Below are 16,723 nucleotides of genomic sequence, written 5' to 3' on the forward strand. Positions count from 1 at the left end.
GGGCATGGAACTGCGCGGGGGAAAGGTCGTACTGCGGTCGGTGGCCGTCGGGGACGAGGAAGTCCTCGGCAGGATCGTGCGGGAGCCGGAAGTCGCCGCGTGGTGGTCGCCCCCGGACGACTTCGCGGACATGCTCGCCGTCGTCCTCGACGGCGAGGTCATCGGAGCGATCCAGTTCGCGGAAGAAACCGACCCCGAGTACCGGCACGCCGGCCTCGACATCTTCCTGACGGCCCGCCACCACGGCAGGGGACTCGGCACCGACGCCGTCCGCACCCTCGCCCGCTGGCTGGTCCACGAACGCGGCCACCACCGGCTGACCATCGACCCCGCCGCGGCCAACACTGCGGCGATCCGCAGCTACGCCAAGGTCGGGTTCAAGCCCGTCGGAATCATGCGGGCCTACTGGCGCGACCACCGGACGGGCACCTGGCAGGACGGACTGCTGATGGACCTGCTCGCGGAGGAGCTGACCTGACCGCCCGACGCGTGACGCGGCCCGGGTAAACAGGGCATCGAGCTGACCGGCCTCGCCGCGTGCGCCGAACTGTTCGGTCTCCCCGGGGGAGGCTGAGGAACTGCCGCTCCCGATACGTAGGTTGGACGGACGAGTGTCGGGACGGACGACGGAGCGGTGATGCTGCCCTACCTGATCACGCTGGCGGTGCTGGCCGGCGTACTGACCCTGCTCGGCCTGGCCGGGCAGGCGCTGCGGCGGCACCGCGGAGCCGCCGCAGCGGTCGGCGGAATGCTGGCCGCGTACGAGGAGGCGGTGCGCGGCACCTCGTACGCGGCGCACGCCGAACTGCTCGCCGAGGCCGACCGGAAGGCGCCCGTCGAGGTGCCCGGCGGCCGGTTCGAGGGCCGGGCGCTGCTCTCGGACCGCGCGGCCCGCCCCGCGCGGGGGCGGTGGAGGACCGTCAGGGCCTGGTGGCAGCGGGGCTGATCGCCACGTTGAGGTGCTTCGTGATCGGCTGATCGCTCTGGCTGCTGTAGTCGCCCAGCGCGCACAGCACGTTCATCTCCGGCATGTACCCGCGGAGGTGGTCCTCCGGCGGGGACGGCAGGGCTCGCCAGGCAGCCGGCCGCGCCGCCAGCGCCGGGAACCCCGGTAGTTTCGCGGCGAATCGGTGGCAGCCGCACGTAAAGGCCGCGCGTACTCGGGCCGGTGGTGGTCACCGGACCCGACCGCTCGGGTGGCGGGGGGTGGGGCCCGTAGCCGTCGGCGGGTGTTTGGGATTGCCGTAACGCCCGTACTGCCGACCGAATCTGAGTACGCTCGCGAGCATGTCCTCCGCTGCGCTGTCCTTCGGTGCCGCTGCCCGCCTGTACGACTCGATCCGGCCCACCTACCCCGTCCAGGCCGTCGCCCGGGCCGTCGGTGCCGAGCCGGTGCGCGTCCTGGACCTGGGGGCCGGTACCGGGCTGCTGGCCGGTGTGTTGCGTGCGGCCGGTCACGAGGTGATCGCGGTCGAGCCCGACGAGCAGATGCGTGCCGTGGCCGCCGAACGCCTCCCGGGCACGCGGGTGCTCGCCGGCAGCGCCGAGGACATTCCGTTGCCGGACGAGTCCGTCGACGCGGTCGTGGTCGGGCAGGCGTACCACTGGTTCACTCCGCAGGACGCCCTGCCGCAGATTCACCGGGTGCTGCGCAAGGGCGGCGTCTTCGCCCCGATGTGGAACATCCGTGACGACCGGACGCCGTGGGTGGCCGCGCTCTCCGGCATCGTCGGCAACGAGGGATACGGCCTGGAAGACGCCTGGCAGTACGGGCCGGTGACGCCATGGTTCACCGAACCCGAACGCGGCCTGATCGAGCACACCGTGACCGTCCCGACGGACCGACTGATCGACCTGGTGCGGTCCCGCTCCTCGTACCTGACCGCCGACGCCGCCCAACAGGCCCGCCTGGACCGGGAGATCGGCGAGTTGGCCGCCACCGACCCGGCGCTGGCCGGCCGCGACAGTGTCGAGATGCCCTACCGGACCTGCGTCTACCGGATGCGACGGATCTGACTCCCGGCCGGAGTCCTGGGGTCCGGCGGCCTCACAGCCGGGATCTCAGCACGTCGACCTCGCAATGCCCTACCGGACCTGCGTCTACCGGATGCGACGGATCTGATTCCCGGCCGGAGTCCTGGGGTCCGGCGGCCTCACAGCCGGGATCTCAGCACGTCGACCTCGCAGCCCGGCGCGAAGGGGTCGAAGCCGTGCTCGGCCAGCCAGCGGACCGCCAGCAGGCTTCGCAGCGACCACCACGCGTGGATCACGTCGCGGTCGGCGTCGGTGCCGTAGCCGGTGATGACGTCGGCGAGGTGTTCCTCGTGTCCGAGGGTGAAGGTGGCGAGGTCGTACAGGGCATCGCCCCGGCCGGCCTCGGACCAGTCGATGATGCCCGTGACCTCGTCACCGTCGAGGAAGACGTGCGCGATCTGCAGGTCGCCGTGGGTGAAAGCCGGGGTCCATGGGCGGAGTGCGGCCTCGGCGACCTGGCGGTTGCGGGTGACCAGGTCGGCGGGCAGGAAGCCGTTCGCCACGAGCAGCTCGCACTCGGCGTCAAGTTCCGCCGCCAGCACGGCGATGCTCCGCCCGGCCCGCCCGAGTCGGGACGGCAGCGGTGCGTCATGCAGTTTCCGGATGGCAGCGCCCGCCGCGGCCCATGCCGCCGGCGATCCCGTCGACGGCCCGCCGAGGCGGCCGAGCGTCGTCCCCGGGAGAGCGGCCATCGCGAGCACGGGCGGTTGGTACCACAGGACTTCCGGGGTCGGGACCGGCGCGAGAGACATCGCCTCGACCTCGGCACAGAGGCGCGCGCCGTCGGCGTCCACCTTCAGGAACACGTCGCCGACGCGCAGAGTCGCACGCTCGGAATGGGCGACAACGACTTCGACTTCATCCATGGGCGCCCAGTATCCCGGCGACGGCCGCCGGCGTCGCCGGGTTTGTCACGTGCGGCGATGCGGCCGTGCCCGGAGGTTCTCACGTCCCGCCGACAGGCAGGCAGGACCTGGCGACGAGCTCCCGGCTGCCGGTGCCGTCAGCGGGCCCGGGGGCGGAAGGCCGGGTAGCCGAGGATGACGAGCTGTTCGGCCGGGTTGAGCGCGTACGGAACGCGGAGGCCCGTCGGTTCGAAGCCCAGGCGGGCGTAGAAGGACTGGGCGCGGGCGTTGGACTCGTGGACTCCCAGGGTCAGTCGGGTGACGTCGATGTGGTTCTCGGCGAAGGCTGTGGCGGCCGCGACGAGGGCCGCGGCCGGGCCTTCCGGGCCGCGGTGGGCCGGGGTGACGTAGACGCCGTGGACGTGGGCCGTTTCCGGGACGTCCGGGAGCGGGGCGGCGCCCGCCATGCCGATGAAGGCGCCCGAGGGCGCGGACGGGTCGAGGGCGACGAACAGGGCCGCGGAAGGGGAGGTCGCCGCCTCCGTCGCCAGGGCCTGCCAGTCCGCGTCGGGGAGGGCCGCGGTCGCGGCGTGGGTGACGCTGAACGCCGTCGGCGAGTCCTCGAGGGCCTCCAGGCGCAGCGCGCGGAGCGAGGGCCAGTCCTCCGGGGTGATACGGCGGACGAGGTGGCGGGCGGGTGTCGGCGAACTCATGGGGCGATCTTCCCGCACCGGGTGTTCTCCTCCGGCGGCGGGGCGGTTCGACCACGAGAAGCACGAGGAGCACGAGAAGCACGAGAGGCACGAGAAGCACGAGATGTACGAGAAGGACGAACTCGCGGCCCGTAGGCTCGTTCCGTGGTGTCAGCGGAGGGCGGGCGAGAGGTCGAGGCGTTCCATTCGGGTCAGGCACCGGTCGATCTCGGTGGCCAACTCCGCGGCGGTCGTGGGGAATTCCTCGGGGCCGGTGGCCAGCAGCTCGGTGACGTTGCCCTCGTCGTCCTCGACGGTGACCGACGCCAGCATGTCGGTGCCGGTGGTGACGAAGCTGACGGCCAGTTGGGCGATCAGCGTCAGGCCGCCGGCCAGTTCGAGCGTCTGGCCGTCGAGGTAGCAGGCCTCGTCCGGGAGGTCCGAGTACTGCCAGGCCGGGCCCAGCGGTTCCCGTCCACGCACCGTGCCGGCTTCCGCCCAGGTGCGGGCCAGCCTCTTCAGCCGGAAATGGGCGTCGCGGAGGGCAACTGCCGTGTGCCCGACGTCGTTCATCTGGTTCGCTCCTGCCGGTGGACGATGATCAGGGGCTCAGCGTAGAGCGAGCCCCTGACGGCCACGTCGCCGCAGGTCACCGGGCCGGTGCGGGCGAGCAAGTGGCGCTCGGGAAGGGCCTGTTGCAGCAGGAGTGCTCACCCGTCCCGGAAGTGCGCACCTGGCCATCAGGGGTGGTGGGGCCGCACAATCGGCAGGATGAAGCCGATGCCGAGCACGACCTCGACCGACTGGTACGGACTGGCCCGCGATCTCGACGGCACTCTGGTGCGGCCGGGGGACGAGGCGTACGGGGTGGCCCGGTTGCCGTACAACTCGCGGTTCGACATTCATCCGCAGGCGGTGGTGTTCGCGCAGGGGGTCGAGGATGTGCGGCAGACGATCGCCTTCGCCCGCCGGTACGGGCTGCCACTGGCGGCGCGCGCGGGGACGCACTGCTACGGGGGGTGGTCCACCAGCCCGGGCGTCACGCTCGACCTGAGCCGGATGAACGCGGTCACCACCGAGGGGTCTGCCGCCGACGGGACCGCGACGGTCGGCGCCGGGGCGCTGCTGATCGACGTGTACGACGCGCTGCTCGCCGAGAACCGGAGCATACCGGCGGGCAGTTGCCCGAGCGTCGGCATCGCGGGGCTGACGCTCGGCGGGGGGATCGGAATCGTCTGCCGCGCCTACGGGTTGACCTGCGACCGGCTGGTCTCCGCCCAGGTGGTGACCGCCGACGGCCGGGTCAGGGAGTGTTCGGCGGAGCGCGAGCCGGAGCTGTTCTGGGCGCTGCGCGGCGGAGGAGGCGGCAACTTCGGGGTCGTCACGGAGTTCACGTTCCGCACGCACCCCACGACCGAGGTCACCCGGGTCGGCCTGCGCTGGAGTTGGCGCGACGCGGCCCGGATCGTGGACGCCTGGCAGCGCTGGGCGCCGGGCCAGGCGGACGAGGTCTGGTCCTTCCTGCGGCTGTCCGTCGAGGAGACGGGCGAGTGCGTGGTGGAGTCGGGGATCTACGTCCTCGGCGAAGGGCCCGACGTGGCAGAGCAGTTGGTCGCCGCCGTCGGCATCCAGCCGCTCGAGCTGAGCAACGAGGTCCTCTCCTACCAGGAGATGATCATGTCGACGACGGGGATCCCGGGCAGCGTGACCCAACTCCGCCTGACCGGGCAGACACCGGACGCCGTGATCGACCGGCCGCCGTTCGTCGCGACGTCCAACTTCTTCCCGGTCCTGCTGCCGCCCGCCGGCATCGACGCACTGGTCACCGCGGTCGAACGCCGTGCGGCGGACGGCGGTCCGGCCTACGTCCTGCTGGACAGCCTGCAAGGGGCCGTCGGACGGGTGGCTCCCGCCGACACCGCGTTCGTCCACCGCGACGCTCTCTTCTCGGCGCAGTACCACAGCGTCTTCGAGCCCGGCGCGCCGGCCGCCGCCCTGGACGCGGCAGCCCGCTGGCAGCAGGACCTGCGCCGCGCCATGCGCCCGTGGGCCGGCGACCGGGCATACGTCAACTACGCCGACCCGTACCTCGAGGAATTCGGGCACGCGTACTACGGGGCCAATCTCGCGCGGCTGGTCGCCGTCAAGGCGGCGTACGACCCGGACGGGTTCTTCGACTTCCCGCAGGCCGTCGGGCGGGGGTGATCCCCGATTTCAGGTGCCGGATCGGGCCCGGACCGACCGGGCCACCAACTCGGCGGCCCGGCGGACCTGGTCCGAGTGGGCGGCGGGCCACTGGGCGGTGACGACGAGCCCGAGGGTGTCGGTGAAGGCGACCAGGTGATGGCACTGCCGCCACGCGATGCCGTCGTGCTGGTAGGCGAGTTCGACGGCCTCGAACGCGGCCTCGGTGCGGTGACCGACGATGGTTTGACCAGGGGCGACGAACTGGGTGAGCGGCGGGATCCGATCGAGGCTGCGCGGGCCCTGGAGGTAGATCAGGGAGCCGGCCGGCCCGAACAGGCAGAACGGCGTGGAAGTGTCGCCGGCGGGCGGGGAGTCGATCGAGAAGCCTTCCGGCCACTCGACCGAGAACGGCGAGGTCTCGATCCGCCAGACGCGCTCGTCGGGTCCGGCCAGCACCTCGACGACCTCGGTCGCCGATTGGGCGTCCGCCAACTCGATCGTCGGCTGCGCCGCAGGGCCGGTCACGACAGCGGTGTGGGCGGTCTGCCCTTCCCACCGGGTCACCCGCACCGTGCCCGGCGCGTGGTCCGGGCGCTCGAAGGTGTAGGGCCAGACCGGTATCAGCGTCATGCCGAAGCCGGTCAGCCGAGCGAAGACGTGCCCCATGTACCCCTCCGAGGTGCAGAAAGCCCTCATGATCGCAGGCGGCGGGATCGGGCGAGCAGCCGTGTCATTGTAGTAACAGCAACTGCTGTCGGGAGGCGTCGGTCGTGCTGCTGTGGATCAACGGGCCGTTCGGGGGCGGGAAGACGCAGACCGCGCACAACCTGGCCCGCCGGCTGCCGGGAGCCGTTGTCTGCGACCCCGAACACCTCGGCTTCGGCCTGCACCGGATGCTGCCCCCGGCGCTGCGCGGCGACTTCCAGGACCTGGCCGCGTGGCGCACCGGGACCGTCGAGATGCTCGACCTCGCCGCGCGCCGTCACCCCGGCCCGCTGATCGTGCCGATGACCGTCACCGATCCGGCGTACTTCGCCGAGACAGTCGGCCGCCTGCGCGAACTCGGCCACGACGTACGGCACTTCACCCTGCTCGCCGACCGCGCCACCGTACTGCGCCGCCTCGCCGAACGCGAACCCGTGCACCACCTGCGGCGCCTCGCCCGTCTGCCCGCACCGCCGCACGGGCAGAGCTTCGCCGTCCGCCGCCTCGACGACTGCCTGCACCGGCTCGCCGACCCCGCCTTCGCCACGCACCTGCGCACCGACCGGCTGACCGTCACCCAGGTCGCGGACCGCATCGCCGAACTCGCCGGGCTGCGCCCCGCCCCCGACACCGACACGGTGCTCCGGGCGACGCTGCGCCGGGCCGGCGTCAAGATCCGGCATCTGCGGGCCGGTTGAGAGGGCGCTGTTGAACTGCCGGTCGGGTGGCAGTAGTTCGCGCCGGTGTCGGCGGACGGGCGCGTCGCGGTTGACGCAACGGGGGCAGTGGCGTTGGTGGCCGGTGCAGGTCGTGAAGGCCGTCTCGTGATCGCGGGTTTCACTGCCAACCCAGCTGCTTCGACCAGTCACCCCGGAAGCGATAGCCGCGGCCGTCACCGACCTCCTTCATCCCACCGGGAACAACGTCCTCGTGGTACGGATACTCCTCCGTCACCGCCGCCAGCAGGAACTCCAGGAAGCCACCCTCGAACAGGTCCCACTCCCGCGCCGAGTTGAACTCGGCAGCAACCGGCCAGCGGTCCGGGTCCGGCCCCCGCATCAACCAGAAGAAATGGTCGGCGCTCCCGTTGTTACCCCAGTTCAGAAGCCCGCCCTCGGCCGGGAACATCGGATACGGGCACTCGTCGTAGTCCCCGTCCAGGTAGGCCTGGCCCAGGGAGCCACAGTACCCGTAGGGATCCGTCGTGAGGTAGAGGAATCCCTCGAAGCCGAGCGGCTGCCTGATCTCGGGGCCGGGCGCTGCCGATGGTGTGTAGATGTGCAGCTCGTCTCTGATGCTGACCATTCCGTACCGGTCGGCGAACGCCCGGTAGTCCGCAGGCAGTTGGAAACCCATTACCTCGGGCCCGAGCTCCCACGGGACCGGGACCACTCCGCCCGCAGGCGGCGGCCCGATCACGGTGCCGAGCCGGTCCAGCATTTCCTCGATGTCCACGTCCACTCCCGTCAGCCGCTCGTTCCCGCCGGAGGCTATCCGCCAGCGGGGACACCGGAGGCGGGAGGCCGCACTTCTGACCGGCCGCAGAAAGCAGCGGCGCTCAGGAGGGCGTTGAGGCGGTCGCGGTGCGCGCGCGGTGGCGGCGGACGGCGTCGCGGTTGGCGCAGCGTTGGGAGCAGTAGCGCTGGCGGCCGGTGCGGGAGGTGTCGGCGAAGGCCGTTGCGCATTCGGGGACCTCGCAGCGGCGGAGGCGGTGCATGCCTCGGCCGGCCAGGTGCAGGGCGGTGCCGACTGCGAACAGGGTGAACAGGAGGGCGCCGAGCGGCTGTTCGGCGTCCCGGTAGTGCAGGTGCCAGCCGGTGTCGGCGTGGGAGGTCAGGCGGGGGTAGGCGGCGGCCTCGGCCAGCATGCGGTTGAGCAGGTCGGCGCGCTCCTGCTCCCCGCCGGCGTCGACGACCTTCTCCCAGGCGTCGAGTGCGGCCAGGGCGCGGCCGAGATCGTCCGGTGCCACCGGGCGTTCCAGGGCCAGGCCGGCGGCGCGGCAGCGGTCCGCCAGTTCGTCCGCGCTCCCGGGGCGGCGGTTGGCCAGATCCGCGGCCAGGTTCACCGCGTCCTCGCCGTAAGGGTTGAGTTGCACAAGGGCATTACAACAGGGTGGGCGGCATGACACAACAGACCGCCGCACGTGCCGGATCCGCGCGCCGCAACCCGTTGCCCTATCGCTGGGTCGTGCTGGGTATCGCGACGTTCACCCAGGCCGCGTCCGGCTTCTTCGTGGGCGGGATCGGGGCGCTCGGAGTTCAGCTTCAGAGCGCACTGGACCTGAGCACGGCGCAGCTGGGCCTGCTGGTCTCGGCGGCCCAACTCGCGCCGCTGGTCGGCCTGTTGGTGGCAGGTGTGCTGCTGGACCGGTACGGCGAGCGGTGGGTGGTGGGGATCGGCGCCGGCGTGGTCGGGCTGGCGCTCGGGCTGGGGAGCCTGGCGTCCGGGTACCCGGCGCTGCTGGGCGCGCTGCTGGTGGTCGGTGCGGGGTACAGCACCGTCCAACCGGGCGGGAGCAAGTCGGTGGCGTCCTGGTTCGACGCTTCGCAGCGCGGCTTCGCCATGGGCGTCCGGCAGGCCGGGCTGCCGCTCGGGGCGGCGCTCGCCTCGGCCGTACTCCCGGTGGTGGCAAGGGAGTTCGGGTGGCGGGCGACCCTGGTAACGGGGTGCGGGGTCGCGCTGCTCGGGGCCGGTCTCTTCATGGGCTGCTACCGGAGGCCGCCCGGGCCGGCCGGGCCGGTGGAACCGTCGCTCCCGCTGTCGGCGCAGCTGCGTGCGCGGTTGGGCATGCTGCGTGAACCGGCGATGGTGAAGATCATGCTGGCGGGGACCAGCCTGGTCTCGGTCCAGTGCGGGGTGGGCGTGCTGACAGTGCTGCACCTCCACCGGGAGGCGTCGCTCGGCGCCGGGCAGGCCGCCCTGGTGCTGGTGGCCGCGCAGGGCGCGGGAGTGGTGGGACGGGTCTGCCTGGCCGCCTGGAGCGACCGCAGCAGGTTCGGTCGGCATGCCGTGGTGCTGGTCTGCATGGTCGCCGTGGTCGTCGGGCTCGCTCTGCTGATGACGCCGGGCGGGGGTGCTCCGGCGGTCGCGTCCGGCGTCTTCGTCTGGCTCGGCTTCTTCGGCTTCGGCTGGTACGGCCCGTGGGTCGCCCACGTCACCGAGACGGCCCCGCCCGGCCGGACCGGCTTCGCCCTGGGCCTGGCCATGTCCGTCAACCAGCTCGCCATCATCACGGTGCCGCCCGTCCTCGGCCTGCTGGTCGACCTCACCGGCAGCTTCACCCCGGCCTGGGCGCTGCTGGCGCTGCTGACCGTCGCCGCTCTGTCCGTCACGGTCGGCACGGAACTCCGCAGCAGGCTGCGCGAATCGGGTAGCCAGCGCGTCCCCCGCCTCGGCTGAAACCCGCTGGACAGCGGCCGGACACTTGGCGTCATGGCCATTACCCAGCAGCTCGCCCGGATCACCCCGGACTACTTGGAGCGCTGCCGCCGGCACGCCGCACTCCACGACGGCGATCCGGACTGGGACCCGCCCGCCGGGGATCACCTCGACCTCGACTGGTCCCCGGTCGCGCTCCGGGCCGTCTGCGAACGTGCGGGCCTGGAGAGTGCGGGCCTGGAGAGGACGCAGGTGGACGCACTGCGCCGCGCGCTCGACGGCTCCGCGGCGGTCGACCCGGGTGTCCTGAACACCTGGCCGCACCCGATCGCCTTCGTTTGGCCCGGCCACCGCACTCACACCCGCCGAAGTCGCCGGAGTCGCCGCCGAGTTGGCCGAGATCGACTTCCCCGCCCTGCTCGACCGGCTCCCGTCCGGCCCCGCCCTGGCCGCACTGCTCGGTTTCGACCTCCGCGGCGACCCGGCGCGCTACCTGCTGCGCCACTTCCACGCCTTGCAGGCGTTCTACGTGGGCGCGGCCCGGCGCGGGCTGATGACCGTCCTCTGGTGGGACTGACCCAGCGCCTCCGCTCGCCCGGCCAGCCCGTCCATGAAGTCGTGCGGACAGTCGGCCTTCAGCGCGAACCCGGCGCCGCGGGAGGCGGCAAGCGAGCGCAGCACCCGGCCGTCGATGGCGAGGGCGAACAGCAGGCCGCCGCCGTCGCTGGCGAAGACCAGTGGTTTGGGCCGTGGGCGGCGACGAGGTCGGGCGGGTGGACGAAGAAGCCGTGGTCGAGGTCCGGGAGGTCGGCGGCGGCGATCTCGCGGTAGAGCGCGGCGAGGTCGGCGGGCAGCGGGCCGAGAGCCTCGGCGGCGGCGCGAGTGGTGGGCGTGGCCAGGTGTACCGCGTTGACGCCCGGTGAGTAGCCGAAGCGGTCCTCGAAACCGGCCGTCAGGTCGGCGAGTGCCGCGTTCGTGCGGGCCCGCCAGGCGGCGATCGCGGCGGAGGTGAGTGGGGCGACCATGCTGCGCACCGTACCGGCCCCGGGGGACGAGCCTTGGGGCGACCTGGTGCAGGCGGTTGCGCGCCACCGGCCCCGGAGGGAGATGCTCTCGGGGCCGGTGGGTGGAGGGCCGAACTACCAGACGGGGGCGAGGAGTTCGCCGGTGGTGGCGTGGTGGACGGCGATGGCCTCGACGGGGCACATCTCGGCGGCTTCGGTGAGGTCGGGGGACGGGGTGGCCGTGGGGTGGAGGGGGGCGGCGCGGCCGTTGGGGGCGAGGGTGAGGGCGTCGGGGGCGGTGCGGGCGCAGAGGCCGCTGCCGATGCAGCGGGACTGGTCGACCGTCACGACGACGGGGTCGGTGCTCACCAGGTCACCTCCAGGCGCAGCGGGCTGCGGGTGAGCAGGCCGGTGCGCCAGGCGATGTCCTCGACGGGGGCGGCGAGGCGGAGTTCGGGCAGGACGCGGGCCAGGTGGTGGAGGCCGAGTTCGAGTTCCATCCGGGCCAGCCAGGCGCCGAGGCAGTGGTGCGGGCCGGCGCCGAAGGTCAGCGACGGGGTGCCGAGCGGCGTGAACAGGTCGGTGGGGCCGGGCGGGTAGACGTCCGGGTCGAGGTTGGCGGCGCCGGCGTCGCAGGCGATGATCGCGCCCTCGGGAATGACCACGCCGCCGATCTCCACGTCGGTGACGGCCCGCCGGAGCAGTCCGGGTGCGGAGGTGCGGTCGCCGAGCGGGACGGTGCGCAGGATCTGCTCGGTGGCGGCGGTCGCTGCCGACAGGTCCTGGCCGATCTTCCGCCAGGCGTCGGCGTGTTGGGGGTCGAGCAGGTAGACCAGGGCGTTGCCGAAGCTGGTCATGGTGGTCTCGTGTCCGGCGATCACCAGGCCGATGGTGAGCGAGGTCAGCTGTTCCTCGGTCACGCCGCCGGTCTGGTCGGCGGCCTGCACCAGCGAGCTCACCAGGTCCTCGCCGGGGTTCTTGCGGCGGGCCACCACCAGCTGGTACCCGAACTCGCTGAACTCCCGGATGGCGGTGCGGATTTCGTCCGCCGTGTACGCCGTGGTGGACAGTGCGTGGTCACTCCAGTGGCCGAGCCGGTCGATGTCCAGGCCGTCGAGTTCCATCAGCCGGCTGATCACCCGGACGGGCAGCGGCTTGGTGAGCGCCGCGACCACGTCCGCGGGCGAGCCCGAGGCGACCAGGTCGTCCACCAACTCCCGTACCACGCCGTCCACCCAGGGCCGCCAGCGTTCGATCGCCCGTGGCGTGAAAGCGCGCTGCACGGTGCGGCGGATCAGCTGGTGGTCGGGGCCGTCGCTGTTCAGCATCGACGCGGGGTCGTCCAGGATGTTCGGCGTGAGCGTCAGCGGCGGCGCGTCCGGCGCGTAAAGCGTGGCCCGGCCGAAGCCGGGGTTGGCGAGCGCCTGCCGGACGTCCGCGTGCCGGGTCAGCACCCACACCGGGGTGCCGGTCGGCAGCGCCGCCAGCCTCGGCGGGCCGGGCTCGGCGCGCAGCAGGCAGTGCAGGGGCACCAGCGGCTGCGCGTCGGGGGCCTCGGGGTGCGCGGCGGTGGTCATCCGTCCTCCTGGCGAGAGATCGCAGGCTGCCGACCGGCAGCCACCCCCCGACCGTATGCGGCACACCCGCCCCGCAGCAGTACGGAATCCAGCCACCCGTGGAATCTCAACCGGCGGACAGGGGGCGGGTATTGGCCCGGACGGGGATTCAGCCGGCGACGACGGCCATCGCCTCGATCTCGATCAGGATCTCGGGCCGGAACAGCGCCACCACCTGCATCGCCGAACTCGCCGGGAGCCGCGCCGGGTCGATGTACGCCGCGCGGGCCTCGCGGATCGCCGGAAGGTATCCGATGTCGGTGACGAAGATGGTCAGCTTCACCACATCGGCGAAGCTCGCGCCGGCCGCGGACAGGCAGCGGTCCAGGTTCGCGAACACCTGCCGGGCCTGCGCCCCGGGGTCGCCTTCGCCGACGACCCGGCCCTGCTCGTCGAGGGCGACCTGCCCGGAGACCTGGACCAGCCGGCCGGTGCCGGTGACCACGTGGGTGTAGCCGGTGGCGGGGGCGACGCCGGGCGGCTCGGTGATGTGGGTGAGGTGCGAGGAGTTCATGACGATCATCCTCGCCCAGCCGGGCCGCCCCGCGCACCCCCAATTCGGCGTGCGTCAATCCTCGATCTGCGGCAACTCCCGCAGGAACGGCCGGTCGCCGTCCGGAAGTCGCTCGAGCGGACCGGCCGCCCGCAGCACCACGCCGAGCACCGCGTCCGGGTCGCACGCGTAACCGCCGCTCGCCCAGGCCGCGTTGGCCTCCACCACCGCCCAACCACCGGGCGTGCGGCCGACGTCCACCACCGCCGCGCTCGGCAGCGGCGCGCACTCCGCCGAGGCCGCCAGCACCTCGGCGACGAACGCCTCCGGTCCGTCCAAATCGTCGGCGCCGATGGACAGTTCGCCGTCACGCGCGTACCGGGACGCCGCCCGGACCGTGCCGTCAAGCACGAACAGCCGGTACTCGACGGCGAATTGCACCACCTCGCTGACCAGCACCGACACCTCCCCGTCCAGCAGCTCCGGGCCCGGAAGCTCGCCGCCGTCGCGGTACACCCGCGCCGCGAAGTGCTTGTCCGCCGGGGCCTTCACGAACGCCGGCCCGGTCAGCCGGCGCGCCGCCGCGAGGGTGGTCAACTCGACGCTGCGGCCTGTCAGTTCACGCGGCAGCGCGGCCAGCCAGCCGGCCGAGGGCTCCAACAGGCCGAGCCCCAGCGCCCCGCCGACCGCGTCCCCGAACAACGGGCCGCCGTACAGGTGCACCTGCTGCCCCAGCAACTCCTGCGGGGCCCGCCAGGACGATGCCGTGAACGCCCGCATCCCGCGCCGGCCGGCGGCCGTACGCAGTTGCAGACCGGTCTCGTTGATCCGGGGCGCGAGCAACAGGGTGGGGGAGAGGACGTTCATGCCGGTGATCATGACGCGCCGACACCCCGCCCCGCCAGCGGATTTCCCGAACCCGGGCCGGACTCAGCAGGCCGGCGGACGCTCCGCGCGGCCCCAGTCGGAGCCGGCCGCCGTGCCCGTCCCGTCGGTCAGCTGGAAGCAACTGCCGTACGGCCACACGGTGACCGAATCCGGCCGACGGTCGACCCCGAACAGCCCGTGCGGGCCGGTCGTGCCCCGCCACGATCCGTCCTCGCCGGGCGTCGGGGTGACCACCGCGAACGTCCGGCCCGGGGGGATCCAGTAGGCCCCGGCCCACGGCTCCACCGTCAACTCCAGGGGTTCCTCACCGCTGTTGCCCACCAGCAGCCGTGCCGTTCCCCGCGCGACCATGCTCAGCCCCTCCCACGTCCGGCCGCCCCGCGCACCGGGACGGTGGCACTCACCGGCGTCCGGGCGGGCACCGGGTGGCTCAGAGAGTACGGCGCATCGCCAGCCGCGGCCAGCGGTCCAACCCGTGTTCGGCCTCCCGCGCCCGCACCTCCCGCAGCTCCGGCCCGAGCAACTCCGCCGGCACCGGCCGGAACCCGCAACGGGCGTAGTACGGCGCGTTCCACGGCACCTCCGCGAACGTCGTCAGCGTCAACGCCGGCAGCCCGTCGGCCCGCGCCACCTGCGCCGCATGCTCCAGCAACGCCCGCCCGACACCCCGGCGCGCCGCATCCGGATGCACCGAGACCTGCTCCACGTGCAACGCGTCGTCCACCCGCTCGGCGATCAGGTACGCCACCGGCCGGTCCTCGCCGTCCACCGCCACCCAGGCCAGCCCCGCCTCGACATACCGCCCCAACTCCTCGACCGACAGCGGCTCGTCCTCCGCGATCTCCGCCATCCCGACCTCGTGGAACCACCGCCCGGCGGCCCGCTCGATCTCCTGAAGCGCCGACAGTTCCCCGACCCGCACCGTTCGTACTCGCATGCGCCTCATTGTGCCCCGCCCGACAGGCGCCGGGCGCACCTGCCGCAGCAGGATCACCCTGCATCGGTGCGGGTCAGGGGAGTTGAGATGCCGGACGGTTCGTTCGCGGTGTTCCGGGCGGTGCCGGTGATCGCGGTGGCGCTGGTCTGCTTCGCCGCACTGCGGGAGCACGGCACCCCCGTCGCCAAGCGGGCCTCCTACGTCTTCCTCGGCATCGCGGCACTGCCGACGCTGTTCCTGGCGCTGGTGGTGTGTGTGGTCGTCGTAGGGCTCGCGGGCAGCTGACCGGCGCCGCGGGCGGGCGCGGGCCGACCTCCGTCACCGACCGGCCGCCGCGCAGCATGACCTGGAGGCCGTGCTCGGGCTCCCCGGGCCCGCCCTGCCGCTCCCGGCGGTCAGCTCTCGGCGGGGAGGCGGCCGGTGCGGATCGCCGTGAGAAGGGCGGCGTGGTCGGCTTCGGACTGGTCGGCGTAGGTGATGGCGAAGGCGGTCAGGGCCTCGTCGAGGCGGTCGTCCTTGCCGCAGTAGCCGGCGAGCAGGGCGGCGTCGGCGGTGTGGGCGTGGGCTCGGGCGAGGAGGGCGGCGGTGAGGCGGGCGTAGTCGTCGAGTTGGGCGGGGGTCAGGGCGGCCGGGTCGACGCTGCCCTTGCGGTTGCGGAACTGGCGTACCTGGTAAGGGAGTCCGGCGACGCTGGTCCAGCCCATCAGCGGGTCCGACACCACCTGCATGCGCTTCTGCCCGAGCACCACCCGGCGGCCCTCGTGGCCGCCGTCCGCGGGTATCGGGAACCCGGCCCGCACCAGGTGCGGCAGCAGCACCGACGGGCGGGCCTCCTTCACCTGGAGCACCAGCGGCCCGCCCCGGCGGTCGGTCAGCAGCACCACGTACGAGCGGGTGCCGACACTGCCGGTGCCCACCACCCGGAACGCCACGTCCTGGACCTGGAACCGGCCCAGCAGCGGGTGCAGTTCCGCCGGCACGGTGTCGCGGTAGGAGGCCAACGCGCCTGACACCAGGGAGGCTTGACGGTCCGTCACCTCGGTCAGGATCGGCGGCGCCGGAACGAACCGCCAACCCCCGTCCTCCGTAAGGACGGTGGAGCGCGCCGCGAACTTCGCGCCGGTGTTGCGCAGCGCCTTCGCCGACACCGCCGCCAGCACCTCGCTCAGCTCGTGCGCGTCCGTGAACTCCACCAACTGGTGCTCGGCGATGGCGTCCCAGGCGTTCCACGCGTCCAGCGCCGGCAGCTTGGCCAGCCGCCGCACCGTCCGCCGGTAGGTCGCCGCCGCGTCGAACGCGGCCTGCCGGCAGGCGAGTTCGCCCGCGCCCAGCTGGCGACCGGCCAGGACGAGGCTCGCCACCAGCCGCTTCAGGTCCCACTCCCACGGGCCGACGACCGTCTCGTCGAAATCGTTCAGGTCCAGCGCCAGTCGGCCCCGGGCGTCCCCGTACAGGCCGAAGTTCGCCGCGTGCGCGTCCCCGCACAGCTGCGCGGTGACGCCGCTCACCGGGGTGGTCGCCAGGTCGTGCGCCATCAGGCCGGCCGAACCGCGCAGGAACGCGAACGGCGACGCCGCCATCCGCCCGACCCGCAGCGGCACCAGGTGCGGCAGTCGGCCGACGTTCGCCGACTCCACCGCGGCCGGCACGTCGGGCCGGGACGCCGACAGCACCAGCCCGGCGTGCGACTCCAGCGGCACCCGCTCCCGCAGCAGCTTCCCGCGCCGCTTCGGGCCCTCCGGGTCCGGGGCCGAGGCGAACCCGTCCACCGTGAACCGCCGCGCGGAGAAAGACAGTTGCCCGCCCTCCCGGACCTCCACCGTAGCCACCCCGGACTCCCTCCGCCACCGCGCCGAACCCGACAGGGACCGCCCCTACCAGCGGTGACGCTACCCGGCCCGGCCCGCACCCCAGCGGGCGGGTCCGCCCCAGGGCCGCCACGGA

At 73.0% G+C, this 16,723-nt stretch carries 22 protein-coding genes; 8 read left to right on the forward strand and 14 right to left on the reverse strand.

Annotated elements, in window-relative coordinates; genetic code table 11:
• Window positions 1-4: 4 nt before the first annotated feature.
• The 3 genes from aac(6') (at window position 5) to ACIHEI_RS26205 (ending at window position 2,016) form a co-directional block, all read left to right on the forward strand.
• Window positions 5-478, forward strand: coding sequence for an aminoglycoside 6'-N-acetyltransferase (aac(6'), locus tag ACIHEI_RS26195; protein ID WP_396608299.1), 474 nt, complete (start codon window positions 5-7; stop codon window positions 476-478).
• 159 nt (window positions 479-637) lie between these two features.
• Window positions 638-946 (forward strand): hypothetical protein, encoded by a 309-nt coding sequence (locus ACIHEI_RS26200; RefSeq protein WP_387649575.1) that lies wholly within the window; start codon window positions 638-640, stop codon window positions 944-946.
• Between the two features lie 341 nt (window positions 947-1,287).
• Window positions 1,288-2,016, forward strand: a complete 729-nt coding sequence (locus tag ACIHEI_RS26205; RefSeq protein WP_396608300.1) for a class I SAM-dependent methyltransferase — start codon at window positions 1,288-1,290, stop codon at window positions 2,014-2,016.
• Between the two features lie 137 nt (window positions 2,017-2,153).
• Here the strand turns inward: ACIHEI_RS26205 and ACIHEI_RS26210 are convergent, their stop codons facing one another.
• The 3 genes from ACIHEI_RS26210 to ACIHEI_RS26220 all read right to left on the reverse strand — a co-directional run bounded on the left by ACIHEI_RS26210 (window position 2,154) and on the right by ACIHEI_RS26220 (window position 4,144).
• The gene (locus tag ACIHEI_RS26210; RefSeq protein WP_396608301.1) at window positions 2,154-2,900 is read right to left on the reverse strand and encodes a phosphotransferase family protein; all 747 of its coding nucleotides are present in this window, start codon (window positions 2,898-2,900) and stop codon (window positions 2,154-2,156) included.
• 137 nt (window positions 2,901-3,037) lie between these two features.
• Window positions 3,038-3,592: a GNAT family N-acetyltransferase gene (locus tag ACIHEI_RS26215; protein WP_396608302.1), complete on the reverse strand. Its 555-nt coding sequence runs from the start codon at window positions 3,590-3,592 to the stop codon at window positions 3,038-3,040.
• 150 nt (window positions 3,593-3,742) lie between these two features.
• A complete protein-coding gene (locus tag ACIHEI_RS26220; protein WP_396608303.1) occupies window positions 3,743-4,144 on the reverse strand; it encodes a hypothetical protein in 402 nt (133 codons plus the stop codon).
• Between the two features lie 207 nt (window positions 4,145-4,351).
• Here ACIHEI_RS26220 and ACIHEI_RS26225 point away from each other — a divergent pair, with 207 nt between their 5' ends.
• Entirely contained in the window at window positions 4,352-5,776 is a 1,425-nt protein-coding gene (locus ACIHEI_RS26225) for an FAD-binding oxidoreductase (RefSeq protein WP_396608304.1), read from the forward strand.
• A 9-nt stretch (window positions 5,777-5,785) separates the two neighbouring features.
• Here the strand turns inward: ACIHEI_RS26225 and ACIHEI_RS26230 are convergent, their stop codons facing one another.
• Window positions 5,786-6,424 carry a hypothetical protein gene (locus ACIHEI_RS26230; RefSeq protein ID WP_396608305.1) on the reverse strand — a complete coding sequence of 213 codons (639 nt, stop codon included), beginning with the start codon at window positions 6,422-6,424 and terminating at the stop codon, window positions 5,786-5,788.
• 104 nt (window positions 6,425-6,528) lie between these two features.
• On the opposite strand from ACIHEI_RS26230, the gene ACIHEI_RS26235 reads away from it, so the two are divergent.
• Window positions 6,529-7,161 carry an AAA family ATPase gene (locus tag ACIHEI_RS26235; RefSeq protein WP_396608306.1) on the forward strand — a complete coding sequence of 211 codons (633 nt, stop codon included), beginning with the start codon at window positions 6,529-6,531 and terminating at the stop codon, window positions 7,159-7,161.
• A 139-nt stretch (window positions 7,162-7,300) separates the two neighbouring features.
• On the opposite strand, the gene ACIHEI_RS26240 is transcribed toward ACIHEI_RS26235, so the two are convergent.
• Both ACIHEI_RS26240 and ACIHEI_RS26245 read right to left on the reverse strand, forming a co-directional pair.
• Window positions 7,301-7,918 (reverse strand): hypothetical protein, encoded by a 618-nt coding sequence (locus tag ACIHEI_RS26240; protein ID WP_396608307.1) that lies wholly within the window; start codon window positions 7,916-7,918, stop codon window positions 7,301-7,303.
• 103 nt (window positions 7,919-8,021) lie between these two features.
• On the reverse strand, window positions 8,022-8,558 hold the full coding sequence (locus tag ACIHEI_RS26245) for a CGNR zinc finger domain-containing protein (RefSeq protein ID WP_396608308.1): 537 nt from the start codon (window positions 8,556-8,558) through the stop codon (window positions 8,022-8,024).
• A 26-nt stretch (window positions 8,559-8,584) separates the two neighbouring features.
• Between ACIHEI_RS26245 and ACIHEI_RS26250 the strand changes: the two genes are divergently transcribed.
• Together ACIHEI_RS26250 and ACIHEI_RS26255 are read left to right on the forward strand one after the other, a co-directional pair.
• Window positions 8,585-9,862 carry an MFS transporter gene (locus tag ACIHEI_RS26250; protein ID WP_396608309.1) on the forward strand — a complete coding sequence of 426 codons (1,278 nt, stop codon included), beginning with the start codon at window positions 8,585-8,587 and terminating at the stop codon, window positions 9,860-9,862.
• Between the two features lie 370 nt (window positions 9,863-10,232).
• Window positions 10,233-10,418 carry a hypothetical protein gene (locus ACIHEI_RS26255; protein WP_396608310.1) on the forward strand — a complete coding sequence of 62 codons (186 nt, stop codon included), beginning with the start codon at window positions 10,233-10,235 and terminating at the stop codon, window positions 10,416-10,418.
• Window positions 10,419-10,476: 58 nt separating this feature from the next.
• On the opposite strand, the gene ACIHEI_RS26260 is transcribed toward ACIHEI_RS26255, so the two are convergent.
• From ACIHEI_RS26260 to ACIHEI_RS26290, 7 genes are all read right to left on the reverse strand, one after another.
• Entirely contained in the window at window positions 10,477-10,866 is a 390-nt protein-coding gene (locus tag ACIHEI_RS26260) for a hypothetical protein (RefSeq protein WP_396608311.1), read from the reverse strand.
• Window positions 10,867-10,980: 114 nt separating this feature from the next.
• Window positions 10,981-11,214 (reverse strand): ferredoxin, encoded by a 234-nt coding sequence (locus tag ACIHEI_RS26265; protein ID WP_396608312.1) that lies wholly within the window; start codon window positions 11,212-11,214, stop codon window positions 10,981-10,983.
• Entirely contained in the window at window positions 11,211-12,422 is a 1,212-nt protein-coding gene (locus ACIHEI_RS26270) for a cytochrome P450 (protein ID WP_396608313.1), read from the reverse strand. Before ACIHEI_RS26270 ends, ACIHEI_RS26265 begins: the two co-directional genes overlap by 4 nt.
• A gap of 148 nt (window positions 12,423-12,570) precedes the next feature.
• A complete protein-coding gene (locus ACIHEI_RS26275) occupies window positions 12,571-12,975 on the reverse strand; it encodes a RidA family protein (RefSeq protein ID WP_396608314.1) in 405 nt (134 codons plus the stop codon).
• Window positions 12,976-13,029: 54 nt separating this feature from the next.
• A complete protein-coding gene (locus tag ACIHEI_RS26280) occupies window positions 13,030-13,821 on the reverse strand; it encodes an ATP-grasp domain-containing protein (RefSeq protein WP_396608315.1) in 792 nt (263 codons plus the stop codon).
• Window positions 13,822-13,884: 63 nt separating this feature from the next.
• A complete protein-coding gene (locus ACIHEI_RS26285) occupies window positions 13,885-14,193 on the reverse strand; it encodes a hypothetical protein (RefSeq protein ID WP_396608316.1) in 309 nt (102 codons plus the stop codon).
• A gap of 79 nt (window positions 14,194-14,272) precedes the next feature.
• On the reverse strand, window positions 14,273-14,779 hold the full coding sequence (locus tag ACIHEI_RS26290) for a GNAT family N-acetyltransferase (RefSeq protein WP_396608317.1): 507 nt from the start codon (window positions 14,777-14,779) through the stop codon (window positions 14,273-14,275).
• A gap of 87 nt (window positions 14,780-14,866) precedes the next feature.
• Here ACIHEI_RS26290 and ACIHEI_RS26295 point away from each other — a divergent pair, with 87 nt between their 5' ends.
• Window positions 14,867-15,064: a hypothetical protein gene (locus ACIHEI_RS26295; protein ID WP_396608318.1), complete on the forward strand. Its 198-nt coding sequence runs from the start codon at window positions 14,867-14,869 to the stop codon at window positions 15,062-15,064.
• Between the two features lie 110 nt (window positions 15,065-15,174).
• Here the strand turns inward: ACIHEI_RS26295 and ACIHEI_RS26300 are convergent, their stop codons facing one another.
• On the reverse strand, window positions 15,175-16,599 hold the full coding sequence (locus ACIHEI_RS26300; RefSeq protein WP_396608354.1) for a DUF2252 domain-containing protein: 1,425 nt from the start codon (window positions 16,597-16,599) through the stop codon (window positions 15,175-15,177).
• Between the last annotated feature and the right edge of the window lie 124 nt (window positions 16,600-16,723).

Source organism: Kitasatospora sp. NPDC051984, from assembly GCF_044593455.1.
Classification (GTDB): Bacteria; Actinomycetota; Actinomycetes; order Streptomycetales; family Streptomycetaceae; genus Kitasatospora.